The sequence below is a fragment of the Salinibacter sp. 10B genome (assembly GCF_002954405.1).
In the GTDB taxonomy this organism is placed as follows: Bacteria; Bacteroidota; Rhodothermia; order Rhodothermales; family Salinibacteraceae; genus Salinibacter.
Map to the genome: position 1 here is coordinate 3,086,788 of NZ_MQWC01000004.1, position 16,528 is coordinate 3,103,315.

Below are 16,528 nucleotides of genomic sequence, written 5' to 3' on the forward strand. Positions count from 1 at the left end.
TGACGCGTTCTTTTTGTGGGGCGGTACAGTATGATGCTCACGCGCCTCTCACCTTTCGACGTGAGCGAGACCTGCCCTTCTACTTTTTCTCTCGATCCGTTCTGCCCTCCATGCTCCCTGTGTTCTCGTTCGTCTCAGCAATTGCCCGCGTATGCAGTCCGTTCTTGCCGTTCACTTCCGGGCGTACGTCTATGCGAACGAAGTGCGTTCTCGGGATCGGTCTCGTTCTGATCGTGGCCGGTACCCTTTCCCAAAATGCTCAGGCCCAAAACGACGCACCGGTCCCGAGCGCGGATAGCTACACCGTGATGCAGGGAGCGACGTTGTCGGAATCTGCTCCGGGCGTGCTTGGCAACGACAGCGACCCCAACGGTGACTCGCTGACTGTATCGGCGGTGGTGGCGGCTCCGGACAGCGGCAGTCTGTCGCTCGACACGGATGGATCGTTCAGCTACACGCCGGATTCAACCTTCACAGGGATCGATGAGTTCAGCTACGCAGTCAGCGATGGCGATACGTCAGCGCAGGCGAGTGTCGAAATCACAGTTGACCAGGACACCTTGGGGGGCGGATCGAATGGGGCACCCGTCGCCGATTCAGACAGCTACACGACATCCTCGGGTCAGACGTTAACGATCTCCGCGCCGGGGGTCTTGAATAACGACAGCGACCCGGATGACGATTCGCTCAGCGCTTCGGTCGTCGCTCTCCCGGACAGTGGTAGCCTTTCCCTCAATACCGACGGCTCGTTCGACTACGCCCCGGATTCCTCTTTCTCCGGCACCGACTCATTTACCTACGCAGCCAGCGACGGCAGTGCCTCCGACTCGGCAAGTGTCACCATCTCCGTCGACTCCGATTCCTCCAGCGACGGCTCCAACAGCGCCCCAGTTGCCAACTCCGACAGCTTTTCCACTCCGAAAGGACAAACCCTCACTGTTACCGCTCCCGGTGTCCTCGACAATGACTCCGACCCGGAGGGCGACTCGCTGACTGCGTCCGTGGACTCTCTTCCGGGCAGCGGCACACTATCGCTGAACACAAATGGATCCTTCACCTACAGTCCGGACTCCTCCTTCTCTGGCGTCGACGACTTCAGCTACGAGGTATCTGACGGCCGGGGCGGTACCGACCGGGCGATCGTCGAAGTCACAGTTGAGGAGGACACTTCAAGTGGAGGGACAAGCGGAGCACCCGTGGCTGAGTCCGATCGCTACACCACTGCTCCCGGCCAGACGCTATCCATTGCCTCCCCCGGAGTGCTGATCAACGATTCCGATCCGAACGGCGACTCGCTGACGGTGTCGCTGGTTTCCGGCGTGTCCAATGGATCACTCTCCTTGAATGGAAACGGCTCGTTTATCTACACGCCAGACTCTTCCTTCACCGGTGTCGACGACTTCACGTATGCGGTCAGCGACGGGGATAGCAGCGATGAGGCGATTGCTGAGATTGTCGTAGAGGAGGACACGACGGAAAGCGGCACTTCCACGCCTCCTTCCCCGACCGATCTCACCGCCTCCGCGTCCCCGGACAGCGTCACCCTGTCGTGGAGCCCTCCGGACACAACCGTCGTAGCGTCCTATACCGTCTACCGTGATACGGGAGCAACGGCCTCCGATAGCGCATCGGCCCTCACCACGGTTCCCGCCCCGGATACCACCTACACCGATTCGATGGTCACGTCCGGCACAACATACCATTACCGCGTATCGGCGACGGACTCGACGGGCACCGAAAGCAGTCTCTCGGCAGAGGCGTCGGCAACCGTGAGCACGTCCCTCACGGCTGCTCCCGACACCTTCACGACAACAGCGGGCCAAACCCTCACGGTCTCAGCACCGGGGGTCTTGGACAATGACAGCGGGGCGAGTACCGACTCGCTGTCGGTGTCGCTGGTGACGGACGTGTCGTCCGGCTCACTCACGCTGAATGCGGACGGTACCTTCACCTACACACCGAACACCGGCTTTACGGGAACCGATGCCTTCACGTATGCAGTGAGTGACAGTGCCGGCGCCACGGCCGAGGCCACGGTCTCCCTTCTGGTCGAAGAAGAGGAAACGGTCATTCCCACCGACCTCACGGCCACCGCCGGAGAGGAGCAAATCCAACTCAGTTGGACGGCCCCGACGCAGGACTCGGTCGACGGATACTACCTCTACCGCGACACGTCGGCCTTCGATTCAACCTCTGTGCCTGCGGACGTGGCCCCGTACGACAGCACCGCGAGCGGGACCACCACCGTCACTGACACAAGCGTCACACCCGGCACCACCTACCACTATCGCGTCACTGCCCTGGGCGACACTGCGGAGACGGGATTTTCGAACGAGGTCCGGGCGGTGCCTGAAGGACTCGTGGCGAGCGAGTCGAAATCCGTCAGTAATACGGAGTCCGAACAGGACTTTGAGGAGAGTGGAGCTAAGCTAAACTTTTCCAATGTAGAAGAGCCCGGAAACGTGACGGTGAGCACGTACTCCGGTGAGCCCAAAGAATCGGAGAGTATCGATCAGGACAACGTGAGCGACACCCGCATGGTGATTGATGCCGATGCTTCGCTGAAGTTCACCGAGGTAGATGTCCGCCTAGCCGTGAGCCGGTTCCGGGGCATCGAGGACCCGAACAACGTGACGGTGTACAAGCGGGGCACGCCGGGCAGTGGCACGTTCCGAAGCCTGGACACACGGGTAGACGACAACGACACGCCCAATGACATCTCCGACGACACGCTTGAGGCCACCACGGACGGCTTCAGTGAGTTTGCGCTGGGGAGCGACACCGAGCCGCTGCCGGTGGAGATGGCGTCGTTCGACGCTCGGATGGACGACGGGGCCGTTCTTCTCTCCTGGACGACGGCCAGTGAAAATGGCAACGCCGGCTTCCGGGTCCAACGAAGGATAGGCACGGCGGGGGGAGGAGACGATCCTGATGTACAGGCGTCCCGGCAGGACGCCTCAGCGTGGACGACGGTCGGTTCCGTTGAAGGAAGCGGCACCACCTCCCAGGCCCAGGCCTACCGCTTTACGGACGGAGAGCTGCCCTACGAGGCCGACGCCTTGACCTATCGTCTCAAGCAGGTGGACACGGAGGGGAGCACGCACCACTCGGAGGCGATCACTGTTGAGCGAGACGTAGGCACTGTTCAGCTTCTGGGTGCCTATCCGAACCCAGCCCGTCATCAGGCGACGGTTCGGTATGCACTACCCGACCGGAGAACTGTAAAAGTGCAACTCTACGACGTGCTCGGGCGACAGGTACGGACGATCACGAGGGACCGGAAAGAGGGGCGGCACGAGCAGACGCTGGACGTGAGCAGTCTTTCAAGCGGCGTGTATTTTCTTCGACTCCGGGCCGGCGGGGAGACTCGGACGCAGAAGCTAACAGTGGTACGGTAGAAGGAGAGAACCGCGAAAACCACTGTACAGCGTCGCTCTTGGAGGGCATCTTCCGACGATTGACGACGTTTTGCAGTCGTTCTGCTCAGCCTGATGTCTCGTCGCGTGAAATCAAAGCCGTCTCTGAAACGACGAGGATGATCCACTTACCACCCGAGGGGCTTCGTATACGAGAGACTGGCGGTAATCACGTCGTGTCGCAGGGGAGGGGGAGTACGGGTGAGAGGGGGCGGGTCTTCCAGCCCGGCTATTTTTGCCTTTGAGGAGCGCTCGGTGGAGGAGAAGACGGATCGGAGGCCCGGATTGTACCGCACGCCCAGCGCTACGCGGTGTCCCTCTTCCGTAGAATAGCTGATTGTCGTGCCAATGAGTAGTCCCGCATCCCATCGTCGAATGAGGTCTGTTTTTAACAAAGGAATGCGTTCCTTGAGAGTGAGCGCCTGAATGCGGACGCTGCGGCGAACTCGCCCCCCGACGGCTCGCGACATCGTGACACCCCCTACGAAGTGGAGCGAGAGGGGACCCGGGAGAGAAAAGTCGTGTCGGCCGAGGAGTTGGCCCTGCAGGTACGACAGCCGGTAGCGTTCGGACGTATAGCGCTGAGGGGTAGAGCGAGAAAAATGTCCCCCCTTCTGTACGAACAGCAGCTCGGGCTGAACAGCGATGTGGTCGGTGATCGGCACGACGAGAAAGGCGCCGGCGTGTAGGTCGAGCCGGACGTTGGTATTGGCCGAGGCCTCGCCTCCCGCGCTTACGAAGGGCACGGCGCTGTCGTTGAGAAATCCGAATGTTGGGCCAGTGCGGACGCCTACTCGTATGTGTTGCGACTGAACGCCGCTCACGGAAACGGTGATCAGGAGGAGAGTGACTACGGCCGTCCGCCCCCATAATGAGAGGGCACCGGGCGAGGGAGGGCACTGGCATCCAGGTGTACCGAAGGTCATACGGGCGAACGGCGAGCGTCGAAGAAGAGGAATGGAGGCTATTGTACAGCCTGGGTGGGGGCCCATTGGGGACTCAAGTGCGCCGGAAGCCCCCGAAACGAGCATCCCACATCATTTGCAGCGGGTCGTGTGGGTTGGGGGAGAGGGAGGAGGAAACAACGAACGCTCGAGAGTGAGGAGCGATTGTGACGGAGTAATAACGCACCGAACCTCACACCGGCGCGTTCCTTCACAAAGTCCTCTGAGGCTCCTCGGTCGCATCGAAGGAAGGATCCACATCCGTATTCCACTCGTCTGTCTTCACGCGTTACATGCTCCTATCTCGTCTTCCGATTCTCCTCACTCAGGCGGCCCCCACGTTCACCGTGGATATGTTCGTCGTGCTGGGGTTGATTGCCGCGGTGCTCGGCCTTTTTATCTCGGAAATCGTCCCCATTGACATCACGGCACTCGGCACGATGGTCGCGGTCATTCTCCTGGAGCCGTGGACGGGGGTCGGGCCGGCAGACGGCGTCTCGGGCTTTGCCAGCACGGCCACCGTCACGGTCCTCGCCATGTTTATTCTGAGTGAGGGCATTCGGCGTACCGGGGTGCTTCGGCGCCTGGGCAATCGGATTGTGGAGTGGGCAAAGGGGAGCTTCTACAAACAGTACGGTGCACTCATCGGCCTTTCCGGCACCACGGCGGGCGTCATCAACAACACGCCGGTGGTAGCCATGATGATTCCGATGGCGGTCAACCTGGCCCGTCGCACGAAGCTTTCCCCCTCGAAGCTGCTGATGCCCATTTCGTTTGCCTCCATGCTTGGGGGCATGCTCACGCTCATCGGGACCTCTACCTCCATCCTGGCGAGTGACGTGAGCGCACGACTGTTGGGGCACCCGTTCTCAATGTTCGAATTTACGGCGCTGGGGGCGATTGTCCTCGTGACGGGATGGATCTATCTTCTGACCGTGGGGCATCGGCTCGTTCCGGAGCGCATTAAGCCACAGGAAGATCTGACGGAGGAATTCGAGATTAGTGGATACCTGTCAGAAGTAGTGGTGACCGAGGAGTCTCCCTTGGTGGGCTATACGGTGCGGCAGGCCTTGGAGCAGTTGGAACTGGACGTAGACATCGTGCGCATGGAGCGAGACGGGAAGGCGTTCGCCGCCCCGCTGGGCAGCAAGCAGTTTCGTCCCGGCGACGAGCTTCTGCTCCGCACCAATCGCGACACGCTGATGCAGCTCATCCGAACGCAAAAACTGGAGCCCGAGGCGCGTACGAAGACGTTCCGGGAAAAGGACTTCGAGATCGAGCGGAAGGGGGAGGCGCTCGCAGAAATTGTATTGCTTTCCGACAATCCCCTCGTTGGGGAGACGCTCCGTACCATCACGTTTGCTCAGCGGTTTGACGCGCTCGTGCTGGCCATTCGACGCAAGGGGGAGCTCCTCTATGACAATGTCGACCAGGTGCCCCTGCAGGGGGGGGACACGCTCCTCGTGCAGGCGTCTGGCCAGGCCCTCAAACAATTCGAGCGCGGCCGGTCGTTCGTCGTCATTCAGGCCGACGAAGAGGCTTCCTTTCGAACCGAGAAGCTTCCGCTGGCACTTGGCATTATCGGGCTGGTGGTGGGCCTCGCGGCGCTGGAGGTGGTGCCCATCATGGTATCGGCGCTCGGCGGCATCGTGGCGATGGTCGCGACCGGGTGCGTGCGGCCCAATGAGGTGTACGAGGCGGTGGACTGGAGCGTGATTTTCTTACTGGCCGGCCTCATCCCGCTGGGAATGGCGATGGAGCGCTCCGGCACGGCGGCGTATCTGGCTACGGCCATCACGGATATAGGGACGTCCTTGCCGGCGCTGGTGCTCCTGTTTGTGTTTTACATCGTCACCTCGCTGGTCACGCAGGTGATCAGCAACAATGCCAGCGTCATTTTGATGATTCCGATGGCCGTGGAGGCAGCGCAGATCACGGGGGCGGATCCGTTCTCGTTCGTTCTGGCCGTTACGTTCGGCGCGAGCTGCGCCCTCCTCACGCCCATTGGGTACCAGACCAATCTCATGGTCTACGGCCCGGGCGGCTACCGCTTCACGGATTTCGTGCGAATGGGGGCGCCCCTTCAACTGCTCCTCGCGTTCGTGACCTGCGGCGGCATCTGGGCGATTTGGGGCGTGTAGGGAAGGGGACGCGGTGCGTTAGGGGTTGTGCGTTGCCGTGGTAGGACAGTGGACATGGAGGTCGCCGGGGCCGTTCTGCTCGATCTCCACGTCCGCCACGGATGAGACCACGGCGTCGGCCGCCGACAGGTTTTCAGCTCCCGTCGCTGTCGCAACTCCAATGACGGTGGCACCGGCCTGTTGGGCAGATGCCACCCCTGCCGGGGCGTCTTCAAGAACCACACAGCGCTCTGCCTCCACCCCCAGTCGTTTGGCAGCGAGAAGGTACGGGTCCGGGGCTGGCTTGCCGTTCTCGATGTCGTCGGCCGTCACCATGGTGTCGGGGATGGGAAGGCCAACGTGCGACAGCCGCCCGGTCGCCGTACGGAAGCGTCCACTCGTCGCGATGGTCCAGCGCTCGTCGGGCAGATCCTCCAGCATTTTCTTCGCGCCGTCGAACCGGCGAAGCGCCTCGGGGGCAGTGTCGAGCGTTCCGCTCATGCGTTCGGTTTCGGCGTCGGCATCGAGGTGAGGCGCTACCTCTTGAATCACCTCGAACGCCGGCCGGCCGTGGTACACAGCCTCCACCTCTTCGAACGGAATGCCCCGGTGCTCGGCCCACGCTCGCCACTGTTGCTCCACCGCGGCCTCGGAGTCGACGAGCACGCCGTCGAGATCGAAGATAATGGAATGGCACGTCAAGGACATGGGAAAGACGGATTGGTGAGGGGCAGTTGTATGTTCGTAACGGGGGAGAACGGTGAGGGCTCCCGTCCCCGCGGGCGGACGACGAAAAGTCTTCTTTCGCACATCACAGTCAGATGCGGGGTCTACATTGCATCGGAGTGAGGCGTCTCGTTCGAGGACAACGAGGAGGCCTCTGCAGCCCATGTGCGTGCACTCCAGGCGGCGTGGCTGCGAAAGCCGCGGGACACGGCGCGAACAATACGGCTCCAGATCGTCTGTCCCCTGTTGGAGACGTAATGGGTCATGCGCTTCGTGGCGTGGCGTACGCGAGTCATGTTGGTTCTTTTGGATTGGGGAAGACCACCGTGCGGTTCCTTTCTTCAGCGCACCGAATCCTCCCCTGTCGAAGGAAGTTCGCCACAAAATCTGGTGTAAGCGATTCCTCCCCCTACGTTTCACCGGTCTTCTGCACTGTCTTCATCGAAAGCGCTCTCGCTGACAATGTCGTCCTCGGTTGGAAACGGTTCCCTCTTTTTGACGACAGATCGGGGGGCGCTTCTGTTTTTTTTTGGAGAACAAGGCCGGCACTGGGCTGCTGTGATGAGATGTGTTCTTCGAGGCATTGTGGGCTATCGTGAGAGAGAGGGCTGGGCTATGCAGCGCACGCGGCCGGTTGGAGCTTCCTTTCGTGAGGTCCGGCCCGCCGACCCGTCGCAGGTATGGAATAGCTCCGCCGGGGGCAACGGTCAAAGGGGGCGCCACGTCGAACAGGGAGGGAGCAGTGGTCAAGCAGGCCGGGCCTGGACGAAGGACATGCCATCGCCTCTTGAGGAGCGGCTGATTGTTTCACGCGGGCAGTGTCCGACGCTATTCAAGCGACACAAAAGCCAGCCCATTGTTCGGATTCATCGGCACCACGAGTTGATGCGCCTTGGGGTCGTAGCACATCGACGCCGCACTCGGAATGTTGCGGGCAATCAGCTCTGCGGACTCGCCGGGGCGAATGCGGGAAATGCCTCCCTGGGCGACACTGCTCACGTACTTCGTGCCATCGTCCATGATCACGAGACCGTCGCCGCCCGGCTGCGCGGCCTTTTCCGTTTTCAGCAGCTCTCCGTCCCGGGAGAACGTCAGGACCTCGTCGTTGCCGTAGTTGACGACGACAATATGCCCTGCCCGGTCGATGCCGAGGCCGTTGGGCTGGCGCAGCGGATCGCCCTGCGCGAAGACCTCTGGCGTGCCGTCCGGCGTAATTTTCCAGACGCGCCACGTCGACGGGTCCGGGTCCTGGCCCAGATCGCCGGTCTGGGTAACGTAGATGGTGCCGTCGTTCGTGACCTCAATGTCGTTGATCCAGGGGGCGTTCTCGATGCGAATCTCGCCGACGGGCGTGCCGGTCTTTAGGTCAAACTGGCGAACGACGGCCACGCTCGGATCGTCTTCGCTCGTCCCGCCGTCCTGGTCGGCCAGGTGAAGGGTCCCATTGGCGATGTCGCTGCCCAGCGGATGGTTCAGGGTGAGGGGCGGGTCCAGTTCGGCTCGCGCTGAGGGACTCTGCACACCGATCCACCGGGGTGTGCGCACCGAGCCGTCGTGGTTGATGAAGGAGATGAAGGCGTCGTTGGTGCGGGCGCTCTGGGGGGCGCCGCGGTTGGGCACCACAATCACGTCCCGCTCCGGGTCGTACGTGCAGCTCTCTGCGGAGTAGATGGCGCCGTAGACGGTGACGTTCGAGGAGGCCGGAGCGAATGACTGGTCGGCGCTGGGGACGGCCGGCGTGCCGACGGGATTTCCAACCGGGTAGGACGAGGGCGTTTCCTGGGCAAGTGCAGGCCCAGAGGCAATACCGATGAGGAAAAGGACGGTGATCGTGAGGGGGAGAGGTTGTTTCATGGAGAACCTAGTTTTGTCGTTATCGAAGTGTGGGGAGATTCGTCAAGGAAGGGAGGCAGGGGGAACTCCTTAGAGTCACTATCAAAACCGCCGCAAGGCCAATAAAAACACTATGGTCATGTCGCTCCAGGTCATCTAGATAGCCAGAACCCATCCAGTCGAAAGGGTAGGTTCTTACCCCCGTCGGATCGGCTCTGAGGTGAGTTCAGAGTGACGGGTCTGTCCCAGTTTTGTTGGAGGTTTTTTAGAAGGCCGGGGAGGGATCCCAGTGCTCGACCGACTCGGTGATGCCCGGTGGGGCGTCGTGCAACGGCTTGGCCGAGAGAGGAATCGGCAGTATACGGGTTCGTCTCCCAGAACCGAAAAATGCCCGCCCCAGGTTCCCGGGCGGGCATAATCGTTGCGGGCCGAATGCCTGACGTGTCGGGTCAGGCTCGGTCCTGCTGCTCCATGAATAGCTTATAGAGGTCCGGTGTAAGCTGGAGCGTGCGTCCTCGCTTCATCTCGTAGTCCGCCAGCACCCGCAGCGTGAGCCGCTGAACGCGCATGGAGGACTGCTCGGCGGTCAGTGCTCCGAGGCGCTGCATAATTTGGTCGCCGTTGGCGGAGCGATCGGCCACCTGTCGGAGAGCAGTAGCGGCCATAATGCGGTGCTCCAGCGTAGCGTCCGACTCGTAAAGATCGAAGAGGGCCGGAACGGTCGAGGAGAGGTCCACTGGTCGGGCGCCGTAGCTGATCGCGAGCAGGGTTTTCAGCGCAAGGTGCTTTTTTTGCTCAATGTCGGATCGAAGCAGATTCGCAGCCTGCTCCCCGTAATTCGCCTGCCACGTTGAGCGGTCAGGGGACGGAGGGGCCGAAACAGTAGACTGCGCTTCCACCGGCGCGACAAGCAGGAGGAACACAAAGAGACTGCCCATTATCGTGGGGACTACACGTCCGCACAGGCCCTGCGACGCGTCGGTCGAAGAAGAAAGAAACAGTGGTGTGTTCATCGGTCTAAGATACGGTGTGTGTTGGTAGCACGCGACAAAAAAGGGCGAGCCGACTAGGACCTGCTCCTACACAATTCCTGGTCGGAGGCCCTTTTTTGTTTTGAGTGAGCGTCAGGGACGCCTGTATTGATTCTGGGGTCTTGCAGCCGCTGCAGGCTTTTTTGGTTCGGGGCGTTCGACGAATTACACGCCCGAGACACGAGCGACACCCCATTACGTGCTCGTCAACATCTCGAAGGCAGAGATCGCACGCCGGAGGAGGCCTCGTGAGCGACTGCCCGCGCGAAATCGATTGATCGGAGCATCAGAGGTTCAGCCAGTACGTCAGCTTCAGGGTCAGCGAGCGGCGGCGGGGCGAGAAGCGGTCGGTGAAGTAATTGTCGTTGTACACGAGGTACAGGTCCGACAGCGGGGCAAAACGCCACTGCAGGCGGGAATTGACCCCAAACGTATTTCGCTGAGTGCTGTACTGCACGAGGGTGGACCAGAACAGCGACTTGCTGAACGTGATGTCTGCCTCCGGGGTCAACAGCCACAGGTCCGCGTCCGCGTACGGATCGGGCAGGCGAATGCGGTCGTAGTTTGCCCCCATGCTGAGGACGGCCCAGGGCTGAACGTTGAGATTGAGCTGCCCGCCGAACGAATACCGGTTTCCATTGAAAAAGCCCCCGACCGTCGACTCCGCGTTGAAGTAGAAGTCATTCGAGCTGTCCGACTCGTACTGGCTCGTGATCTGATTGAATCGGAAGCCTCTGTCGCCCGGAAGAGGGGCTCCGTCGTCCGACCGGGTGGGATCGAACCCGTTTGTTAGGAACACAAACCGATTGCTGTACTCCACCTCGAAGGAGGACTGGTCCGCAAACTCGGCACTCCACCCGGCCCGTAGGTGCTGGTCCGTCAGCTTGAAGTCGAGATTGGGGCGCCAGTAGTGAACAGTCGTGAGGTCAACGGTATGGTTGTTCACGAGGCCGGATTCGGGCCAGAAGGTACGGGAGATGCTCTTTCCGGACTTGAAGATGTCCTTCCGGGGGATAAACCCGAGATCCGACTGGTAGTCCTGCCCGACGTACACGAAATCGGCAATGCCGCTGTACGTCCGCGTGTTGTATTGCAGAAGGGATTGGGCCGAATAATTCCCGACGTAGTCGTCCGGCTGGAAGGACTTGTGCAGGTAGAAGGTGCCGGTCCAGACGTTGTCCGACGTGGCGAGGTTATAGTCGAGGCCGAGGACCCGGTTGTACTCTTCCTCTGGGGACACGAAGCCGTAGTCTCCGACCGTCTGCCGGTTGATGAAGAAGGCCCCGACGGTCGAGCGGGCAAAGACCCGCCGCTTCAGGGCCACCATCGCGTTGTTGTTCGAGGGGATCTGAAGGCCGCTGTTTTCGTCGGTCTGGATGTTGAGAACGCCGAGCCGCCAATCTTCGCTCAGGTTGCCGCTTAGCCGCGCACCGCCGAGAATCCGATTCTCGACGAACCGCCCCGTGCTGTCTCGCGCAATGCCGATGCGCCGGGAGAAAAAGGGGACGTCATCCTGAAACGGGCTTCCAAACTGGAAGAGATCGTTGTTGTCGATAAAGAACTGCCGTTTCTCGGGGCGGGAGATCTCGAAGCGGGTGACGTTGGTCACGAACTCGTCCGCCTCCACATTGGAGAAGTCGGGGTTGACCGTGAGGTCCAGCGTCAGCCCTTGCCCCACGTCCACTTTTGCGTCGCCGCCCATGCGGAACTGGTTGTCCGTCTCGCCGGGCACGAAATCCCGCTGCGTCCCCGTGTTCACGTACGGGATGACGGCGATTGGGGACGAGGACCCGCCCAGTGGCCGCTCGAACACCATTTCTCCGAGAAAGCCCAAATTGATCATGAGCTGGTTCTGTGGAACCCGGGACCAGACGCTGCGCTCGTTGACCTGAAAGTCCCACCGGTACCCCTGAAACCGCCAGCGCCGACTTCCTTCTGGATAAGAAAGCGAACTAAACGGAATGGCCATCTCGACGACATACTGGTCGTCGTGCCGCCGGCTCTCGGCGCGCCACTTCTCGTCCCAGGTGTCGTTGAAGTCGCCTCCTTCGTCGCCCCCGCCGGAGATGAGGGCCTCCCGCTTCACCCCGTACGGATTGACGCCGAAGAGATAGGCGTTGGTGCCGTTCCGGTAGGTGTCGAACATCACGGTGATGTTGTCGCTGGTGGTGCCGCTGAAGTCCCGCCGGAGGGTGGACACCACGTAGTCGTCCTCAGGCACTTCGGCGCGGGCGGCCACGTAGAGCGTGGTTTCGTTGTAAAGCATGCGCATCTGGGTGGGGTGCTCAGCCCGAGCCGTATCCGTGGGAAAGAACTGCCAGAAGTTGGTGGCCACGTCGGCCTGGCTCCAGACCGCCTCGTCCATTGCGCCGTCGACGGTAATGTTCCCGGAGATGTAGTTCACCTTGATCTGGCGCGGCGCGTCTTGCCCGAGTACAGACAGAGGATGGAGGAGAAGAAGGACAACAAGGAATCGTAAGGATCGGACCATCGGTGGGGGTTACTTTTGGAGTTGTGCGATTGACGCTCTTTGGAGGAGGAACACCGCAAACGGATACCATGAGAGACAACGGCTTACATCGGCGGCCGACTGCGGATCGCTGCCTTCGCTTAGCGGTCGATCATCTCCTGCGCATCCTCGCCGTACCGCGCCCCCTGAGGTTCGATGTTCGAAGCCGCCTCCTCGATCTCTTGTAGGTCCTCCTCGGTGAGCTCGATGTCTGCAGCCTCGACGTTCGATTCCAGGTGCTTGCGCTTCGTGGTGCCGGGAATGGGCACGATCCACGGCTTCTGGGCCAGGACCCACGCGAGTGCGATTTGGGCACGCGTCGCGTTCTTCTGCTCGGCCATCCGGCCAAGAAGCTCGACGAAGGCTCGGTTCGCTTCCCGATTTTCCGGCGACAGGCGCGGGACCGTGCTCCGGAAATCGTCGTCACTGAACTCCGTCGACTCGTCAATCTCGCCGGTCAAAAAGCCCTTGCCGAGCGGGCTGTACGGGACGAATCCGATGCCGAGCTCTTCGAGCGTCGGGATGATCTCGTCTTCGGGCTCGCGCCACCAGAGGGAGTACTCACTCTGCAGTGCGGTGACCGGCTGGACGGCGTGTGCTCGACGGATCGTATCGACGCCGGCCTCGGAGAGCCCGAAGTGACGGACCTTGCTTTCCTCAATGAGCTCGCCCACCGTCCCGGCCACGTCCTCAATCGGAAGTTGGGGTCGACGCGGTGCTGGTAAAGAAGGTCGATGTAGTCGGTCTGAAGCCGCTGGAGCATCCCGTCCACCGCCTTCCGGATGTGTTCGGGTCGGCTGTTGAGAGTGCCGCGGTTCTCGCCCGTGTCGAGGTCGATGTCGAATCCAAACTTTGAGGCAATGACCACCTCGTCACGAACGGGCGCGAGGGCTTCGCCCACGACCTTCTCGTTTTCGAACGGGCCGTAGACCTCCGCCGTGTCGAAGAAGGTCACACCAAGCTCGACCGCGTGCCGGATGAGCGAAACGGCCTTGTCTTTCTCGGTGGTCGTGCCGTACCCGAAGTTCAGGCCCATGCAGCCGTTGCCGACGGCCGAGACGTCCAGGTTGCTGTTTCCAAGGGTGCGCGTTTGCATAATGGGTTCTCGTCTGATTCCAAAAAGACAGTGTCGTGCGACTCAATAGGGGACCCGCTCATTCGACCACCGCCCCGATCTCAATACGCTCCAGCCAGGTGGTTACCGAATCGTGCACCTCTTTCCGCCGCTCCCCTTCGATCGCAAGGTAGATCCCATCTCGTTCCAGCCCCCCACGAGTGGAGAAGCCATCCAGCACATCAGACTCCGAACACATCTCGTCTACCATCCGAAAGCTGCTCCCCACTCCGTATCCCCCGTTGGTGTTGAACGGAATCACCGTGGTGCCGCTCAGATCGTGTTCGTGCAAGAAGCTCCTCATCGGCGGCGGCAACTGCATGTCCCAGGTCGGGAAGCCGAGAAAGACGGCATCGTATTCTCCGATATTCTCTATCTTTGTTTTGAGCGGCGGCACATATCCTCTCCCGTTCTCCCGGGCGACCTGTGACACGATTTCTTCGTAGTTCTTCGGGTAGGGCGTTTCGGGCTCCACACTCACCATTGTGTCGCCCACCTCCTCGCGAATGATCTCGGCGACGGCCTTCGTGTTGCCGGTTCGTGTGAGGTACACAATCAGAACGTCGTCCGACCGGGGCGTCGCCCGGGCACTGCCAACCTTCATGCCCTGCGAAAACAAGGAGGCTCCGGTCACGGCAAGTCCAGTTTGCAGAAATCGTCGGCGGTCCATCGTGGATGCACTCTCATCACGAGATGGGTCGTGCTGTTCAGAGAACATGGGCATCGGTTCTGTTGAGTTTGGAGGGGGAAATGAGTCGCTTCTCCCTTCCAGTCCCCTCTAAAGTTCCTGGCTCGTCGGCCGGTAGAGGATCTCATTCACGTCCACTGCTTCCGGCTGCTCGATCGCAAAGGCCACGGCCCGCGCGAACGAGTCCGCGGGGACGGCGTGCGCATCGTAGAGCCCGTGGACGCTCTCGGCCACGTCATCTTCAGAGATCGTGTCCGGAAGCTCCGTGTCGACAGCGCCGGGCGAGATGATCGTCGTGCGAAGGCCGTAGTCCTTCACCTCCTGGCGAAGCCCTTCGGAGAGAGCGCGCACGGCGTGCTTTGTGGCCGAATAGACGGCGCTCCCGGGCGAGACCACGTGCCCGGCCACGGAGGCCACGTTGATGATGTGCCCGGACGCCTGCTCCTCCATGTACGGAAGCACCGCGGCAATGCCGTAGAGAACGCCCTTGACGTTCACGTCGATCATCTGGTCCCACTCGTCGACGTTGAGGCGATCGAGCGGCGAGAGCGGCATGAGACCGGCGTTGTTGAGCATCACGTCGACACGACCGAAGGCCTCAACTGCATGGTCGACGAGGGCCTGGACCTGCTCGCGCTCGGTCACGTCGGTGGTGACGGCAAGTGCCTCCCCGCCCTTTTCGGTGATCTCCTCGGCCAGCGCCTCGATGCGTTCGGTCCGCCGTGCCGCAAGCGCAACGCTCGCGCCCTTGGCGGCCAAGTGGCGCGCAGCGGCCTCTCCCAGTCCGCTACTGGCACCGGTGATGATAACGACCTTTCCTTCGATGTTCGTGCTCATGTGATGCGCGTTCTATGGATAAAAATCGATGTGTCGGTCCCCGTAGGAACGACCGATCCCCTCGCAGGCCCATCGCTCTCACTACGCCTTTCGACCGAACGGATGGGGGCGCAAGAGAAGCGTTTCCTACTCACAGGCCAGTGTACACGACGGGAAAACAGCCTGGGTACAACAGAATTCCAGGATCGTTGTACAATCCTACGAGATTCGGCAGTAGACGGCGGGATCGGTTGTATTCCATTCCAACCCTGTCGTACCCTGGAGGTGGACCTTCGCATGAGAGCCCCACGAGAGGTGCAGCCATGAATTCGACACACGACTCGACGCCCGCGTCCCACCAGACCACAGATCCGGAGAAACAGAAAGCAGAAGCCAACCGGACGGAGCTCACAGAGCGCATCACGCGAGCCCTTCCCGAGGATGGGCGGATGGAACCGATGGACGGTCTCTTCCTCAACCGCTCCTCCACGACCAACGAGCCCCTCCACGCCGTGGTGGCCCAGCCGTGCTTCTGCGTCATCGCCCAGGGAGAGAAGGAGATTCACCTCGGCGAGCACCGCTATCAGTACGACCCGTACAAGTACCTGCTGGTGACGGCCGAGTTGCCCCTCACCGGACAAGTACTCGATGCCTCCGAGGAAGCGCCCTACCTGAGTCTGCGCCTCGACCTCGATCCCTCCCTCGTGAGCTCGGTCATGGTGGAAGCCGGACACACGGCCCCGCCGGACGGATCCGACGTGCGGGCCCTTGACGTGAACCCCTTGAGTGACTCTCTTCTCGACGCCGCCGTCCGCCTCGTTCGCCTTCTAGAAGAACCAGAAGACGCCCCAGTCCTCAAACCGATGATCACCCGAGAAATCATCTACCGGCTGCTCCAGGGGGAGCAGGGCGAGCGGCTGCGGCACATCGCCGTGCTGAACGGGCAGGAGCACCGCATTGCCGAAGCCGTTCGGCGCCTCCGGCAAGACTTCGACCAGTCGATCCAGGTCGAAGATCTCGCGGCGGAGTTCGGCATGAGCCAGTCGAGCTTCTACCAGCACTTCAAGGACTTCACCGGGATGAGCCCTCTCCAATTCCAGAAGCAGATTCGCCTCCAGGAGGCACGCCGATTGATGTTGGGGGAAGACCTGAACGCCTCGACGGCCGGGTACCGGGTGGGCTACGACAACCCCTCCCACTTCAGCCGGGAATACAAGCGCGAGTTCGGCCGCCCGCCGATGCAGGAAGTGGAGCGGATCAAAGAAACGAAGACGGTCCCAATCGAATGAAGGAGAACTGCCGGCAGTCCCGACATGACGGCCGGGGCTGTC

At 61.3% G+C, this 16,528-nt stretch carries 11 protein-coding genes and 1 pseudogene; 3 read left to right on the plus strand and 9 right to left on the minus strand.

Annotation, left to right across the window (positions count from 1 at the left end; all coding sequences use genetic code 11):
- The first annotated feature begins 191 nt into the window (after window positions 1-191).
- Window positions 192-3,398 carry an Ig-like domain-containing protein gene (locus BSZ35_RS12605; RefSeq protein ID WP_181149327.1) on the plus strand — a complete coding sequence of 1,069 codons (3,207 nt, stop codon included), beginning with the start codon at window positions 192-194 and terminating at the stop codon, window positions 3,396-3,398.
- Between the two features lie 146 nt (window positions 3,399-3,544).
- Here BSZ35_RS12605 and BSZ35_RS12610 read toward each other — a convergent pair whose 3' ends face one another.
- Window positions 3,545-4,447, minus strand: coding sequence for a porin family protein (locus BSZ35_RS12610; protein WP_105012776.1), 903 nt, complete (start codon window positions 4,445-4,447; stop codon window positions 3,545-3,547).
- A gap of 206 nt (window positions 4,448-4,653) precedes the next feature.
- Here BSZ35_RS12610 and BSZ35_RS12615 point away from each other — a divergent pair, with 206 nt between their 5' ends.
- The gene (locus BSZ35_RS12615) at window positions 4,654-6,501 is read left to right on the plus strand and encodes an SLC13 family permease (protein ID WP_105012777.1); all 1,848 of its coding nucleotides are present in this window, start codon (window positions 4,654-4,656) and stop codon (window positions 6,499-6,501) included.
- 18 nt (window positions 6,502-6,519) lie between these two features.
- On the opposite strand, the gene BSZ35_RS12620 is transcribed toward BSZ35_RS12615, so the two are convergent.
- The 8 genes and pseudogenes from BSZ35_RS12620 to BSZ35_RS12650 all read right to left on the minus strand — a co-directional run bounded on the left by BSZ35_RS12620 (window position 6,520) and on the right by BSZ35_RS12650 (window position 15,218).
- Complete coding sequence (locus BSZ35_RS12620) at window positions 6,520-7,188, minus strand: HAD-IA family hydrolase (RefSeq protein WP_105012778.1); 669 nt, start codon at window positions 7,186-7,188, stop codon at window positions 6,520-6,522.
- 122 nt (window positions 7,189-7,310) lie between these two features.
- On the minus strand, window positions 7,311-7,502 hold the full coding sequence (locus tag BSZ35_RS19275; RefSeq protein WP_146110082.1) for a hypothetical protein: 192 nt from the start codon (window positions 7,500-7,502) through the stop codon (window positions 7,311-7,313).
- A 532-nt stretch (window positions 7,503-8,034) separates the two neighbouring features.
- Entirely contained in the window at window positions 8,035-9,060 is a 1,026-nt protein-coding gene (locus BSZ35_RS12625) for an SMP-30/gluconolactonase/LRE family protein (RefSeq protein WP_105012779.1), read from the minus strand.
- Between the two features lie 428 nt (window positions 9,061-9,488).
- Window positions 9,489-10,052, minus strand: a complete 564-nt coding sequence (locus BSZ35_RS12630) for a hypothetical protein (RefSeq protein WP_146110083.1) — start codon at window positions 10,050-10,052, stop codon at window positions 9,489-9,491.
- Window positions 10,053-10,356: 304 nt separating this feature from the next.
- A complete protein-coding gene (locus tag BSZ35_RS12635; RefSeq protein ID WP_105012781.1) occupies window positions 10,357-12,561 on the minus strand; it encodes a carbohydrate binding family 9 domain-containing protein in 2,205 nt (734 codons plus the stop codon).
- Between the two features lie 119 nt (window positions 12,562-12,680).
- Window positions 12,681-13,675 (minus strand): annotated as a pseudogene (locus BSZ35_RS20225) (aldo/keto reductase).
- Window positions 13,676-13,733: 58 nt separating this feature from the next.
- Window positions 13,734-14,297: a flavodoxin gene (locus BSZ35_RS12645; protein WP_105013832.1), complete on the minus strand. Its 564-nt coding sequence runs from the start codon at window positions 14,295-14,297 to the stop codon at window positions 13,734-13,736.
- Between the two features lie 174 nt (window positions 14,298-14,471).
- The gene (locus BSZ35_RS12650) at window positions 14,472-15,218 is read right to left on the minus strand and encodes an SDR family oxidoreductase (protein ID WP_105012782.1); all 747 of its coding nucleotides are present in this window, start codon (window positions 15,216-15,218) and stop codon (window positions 14,472-14,474) included.
- Window positions 15,219-15,520: 302 nt separating this feature from the next.
- On the opposite strand from BSZ35_RS12650, the gene BSZ35_RS12655 reads away from it, so the two are divergent.
- The gene (locus tag BSZ35_RS12655) at window positions 15,521-16,486 is read left to right on the plus strand and encodes an AraC family transcriptional regulator (RefSeq protein WP_105012783.1); all 966 of its coding nucleotides are present in this window, start codon (window positions 15,521-15,523) and stop codon (window positions 16,484-16,486) included.
- The last annotated feature ends 42 nt before the right edge of the window (window positions 16,487-16,528 follow it).

What these genes read in the sequence shown, in the direction of transcription:
- BSZ35_RS12650 (WP_105012782.1), bottom strand. Translation starts at nt 15,218, where the DNA reads ATGAGCACGAACATCGAAGGAAAGGTCGTTATCATCACCGGTGCCAGT.
- BSZ35_RS12615 (WP_105012777.1), top strand. Translation starts at nt 4,654, where the DNA reads ATGCTCCTATCTCGTCTTCCGATTCTCCTCACTCAGGCGGCCCCCACG.
- BSZ35_RS12635 (WP_105012781.1), bottom strand. Translation starts at nt 12,561, where the DNA reads ATGGTCCGATCCTTACGATTCCTTGTTGTCCTTCTTCTCCTCCATCCT.
- BSZ35_RS12610 (WP_105012776.1), bottom strand. Translation starts at nt 4,447, where the DNA reads ATGCTCGTTTCGGGGGCTTCCGGCGCACTTGAGTCCCCAATGGGCCCC.
- BSZ35_RS19275 (WP_146110082.1), bottom strand. Translation starts at nt 7,502, where the DNA reads ATGACTCGCGTACGCCACGCCACGAAGCGCATGACCCATTACGTCTCC.
- BSZ35_RS12630 (WP_146110083.1), bottom strand. Translation starts at nt 10,052, where the DNA reads ATGAACACACCACTGTTTCTTTCTTCTTCGACCGACGCGTCGCAGGGC.
- BSZ35_RS12605 (WP_181149327.1), top strand. Translation starts at nt 192, where the DNA reads ATGCGAACGAAGTGCGTTCTCGGGATCGGTCTCGTTCTGATCGTGGCC.
- BSZ35_RS12645 (WP_105013832.1), bottom strand. Translation starts at nt 14,297, where the DNA reads ATGAAGGTTGGCAGTGCCCGGGCGACGCCCCGGTCGGACGACGTTCTG.
- BSZ35_RS12620 (WP_105012778.1), bottom strand. Translation starts at nt 7,188, where the DNA reads ATGTCCTTGACGTGCCATTCCATTATCTTCGATCTCGACGGCGTGCTC.
- BSZ35_RS12655 (WP_105012783.1), top strand. Translation starts at nt 15,521, where the DNA reads ATGAATTCGACACACGACTCGACGCCCGCGTCCCACCAGACCACAGAT.
- BSZ35_RS12625 (WP_105012779.1), bottom strand. Translation starts at nt 9,060, where the DNA reads ATGAAACAACCTCTCCCCCTCACGATCACCGTCCTTTTCCTCATCGGT.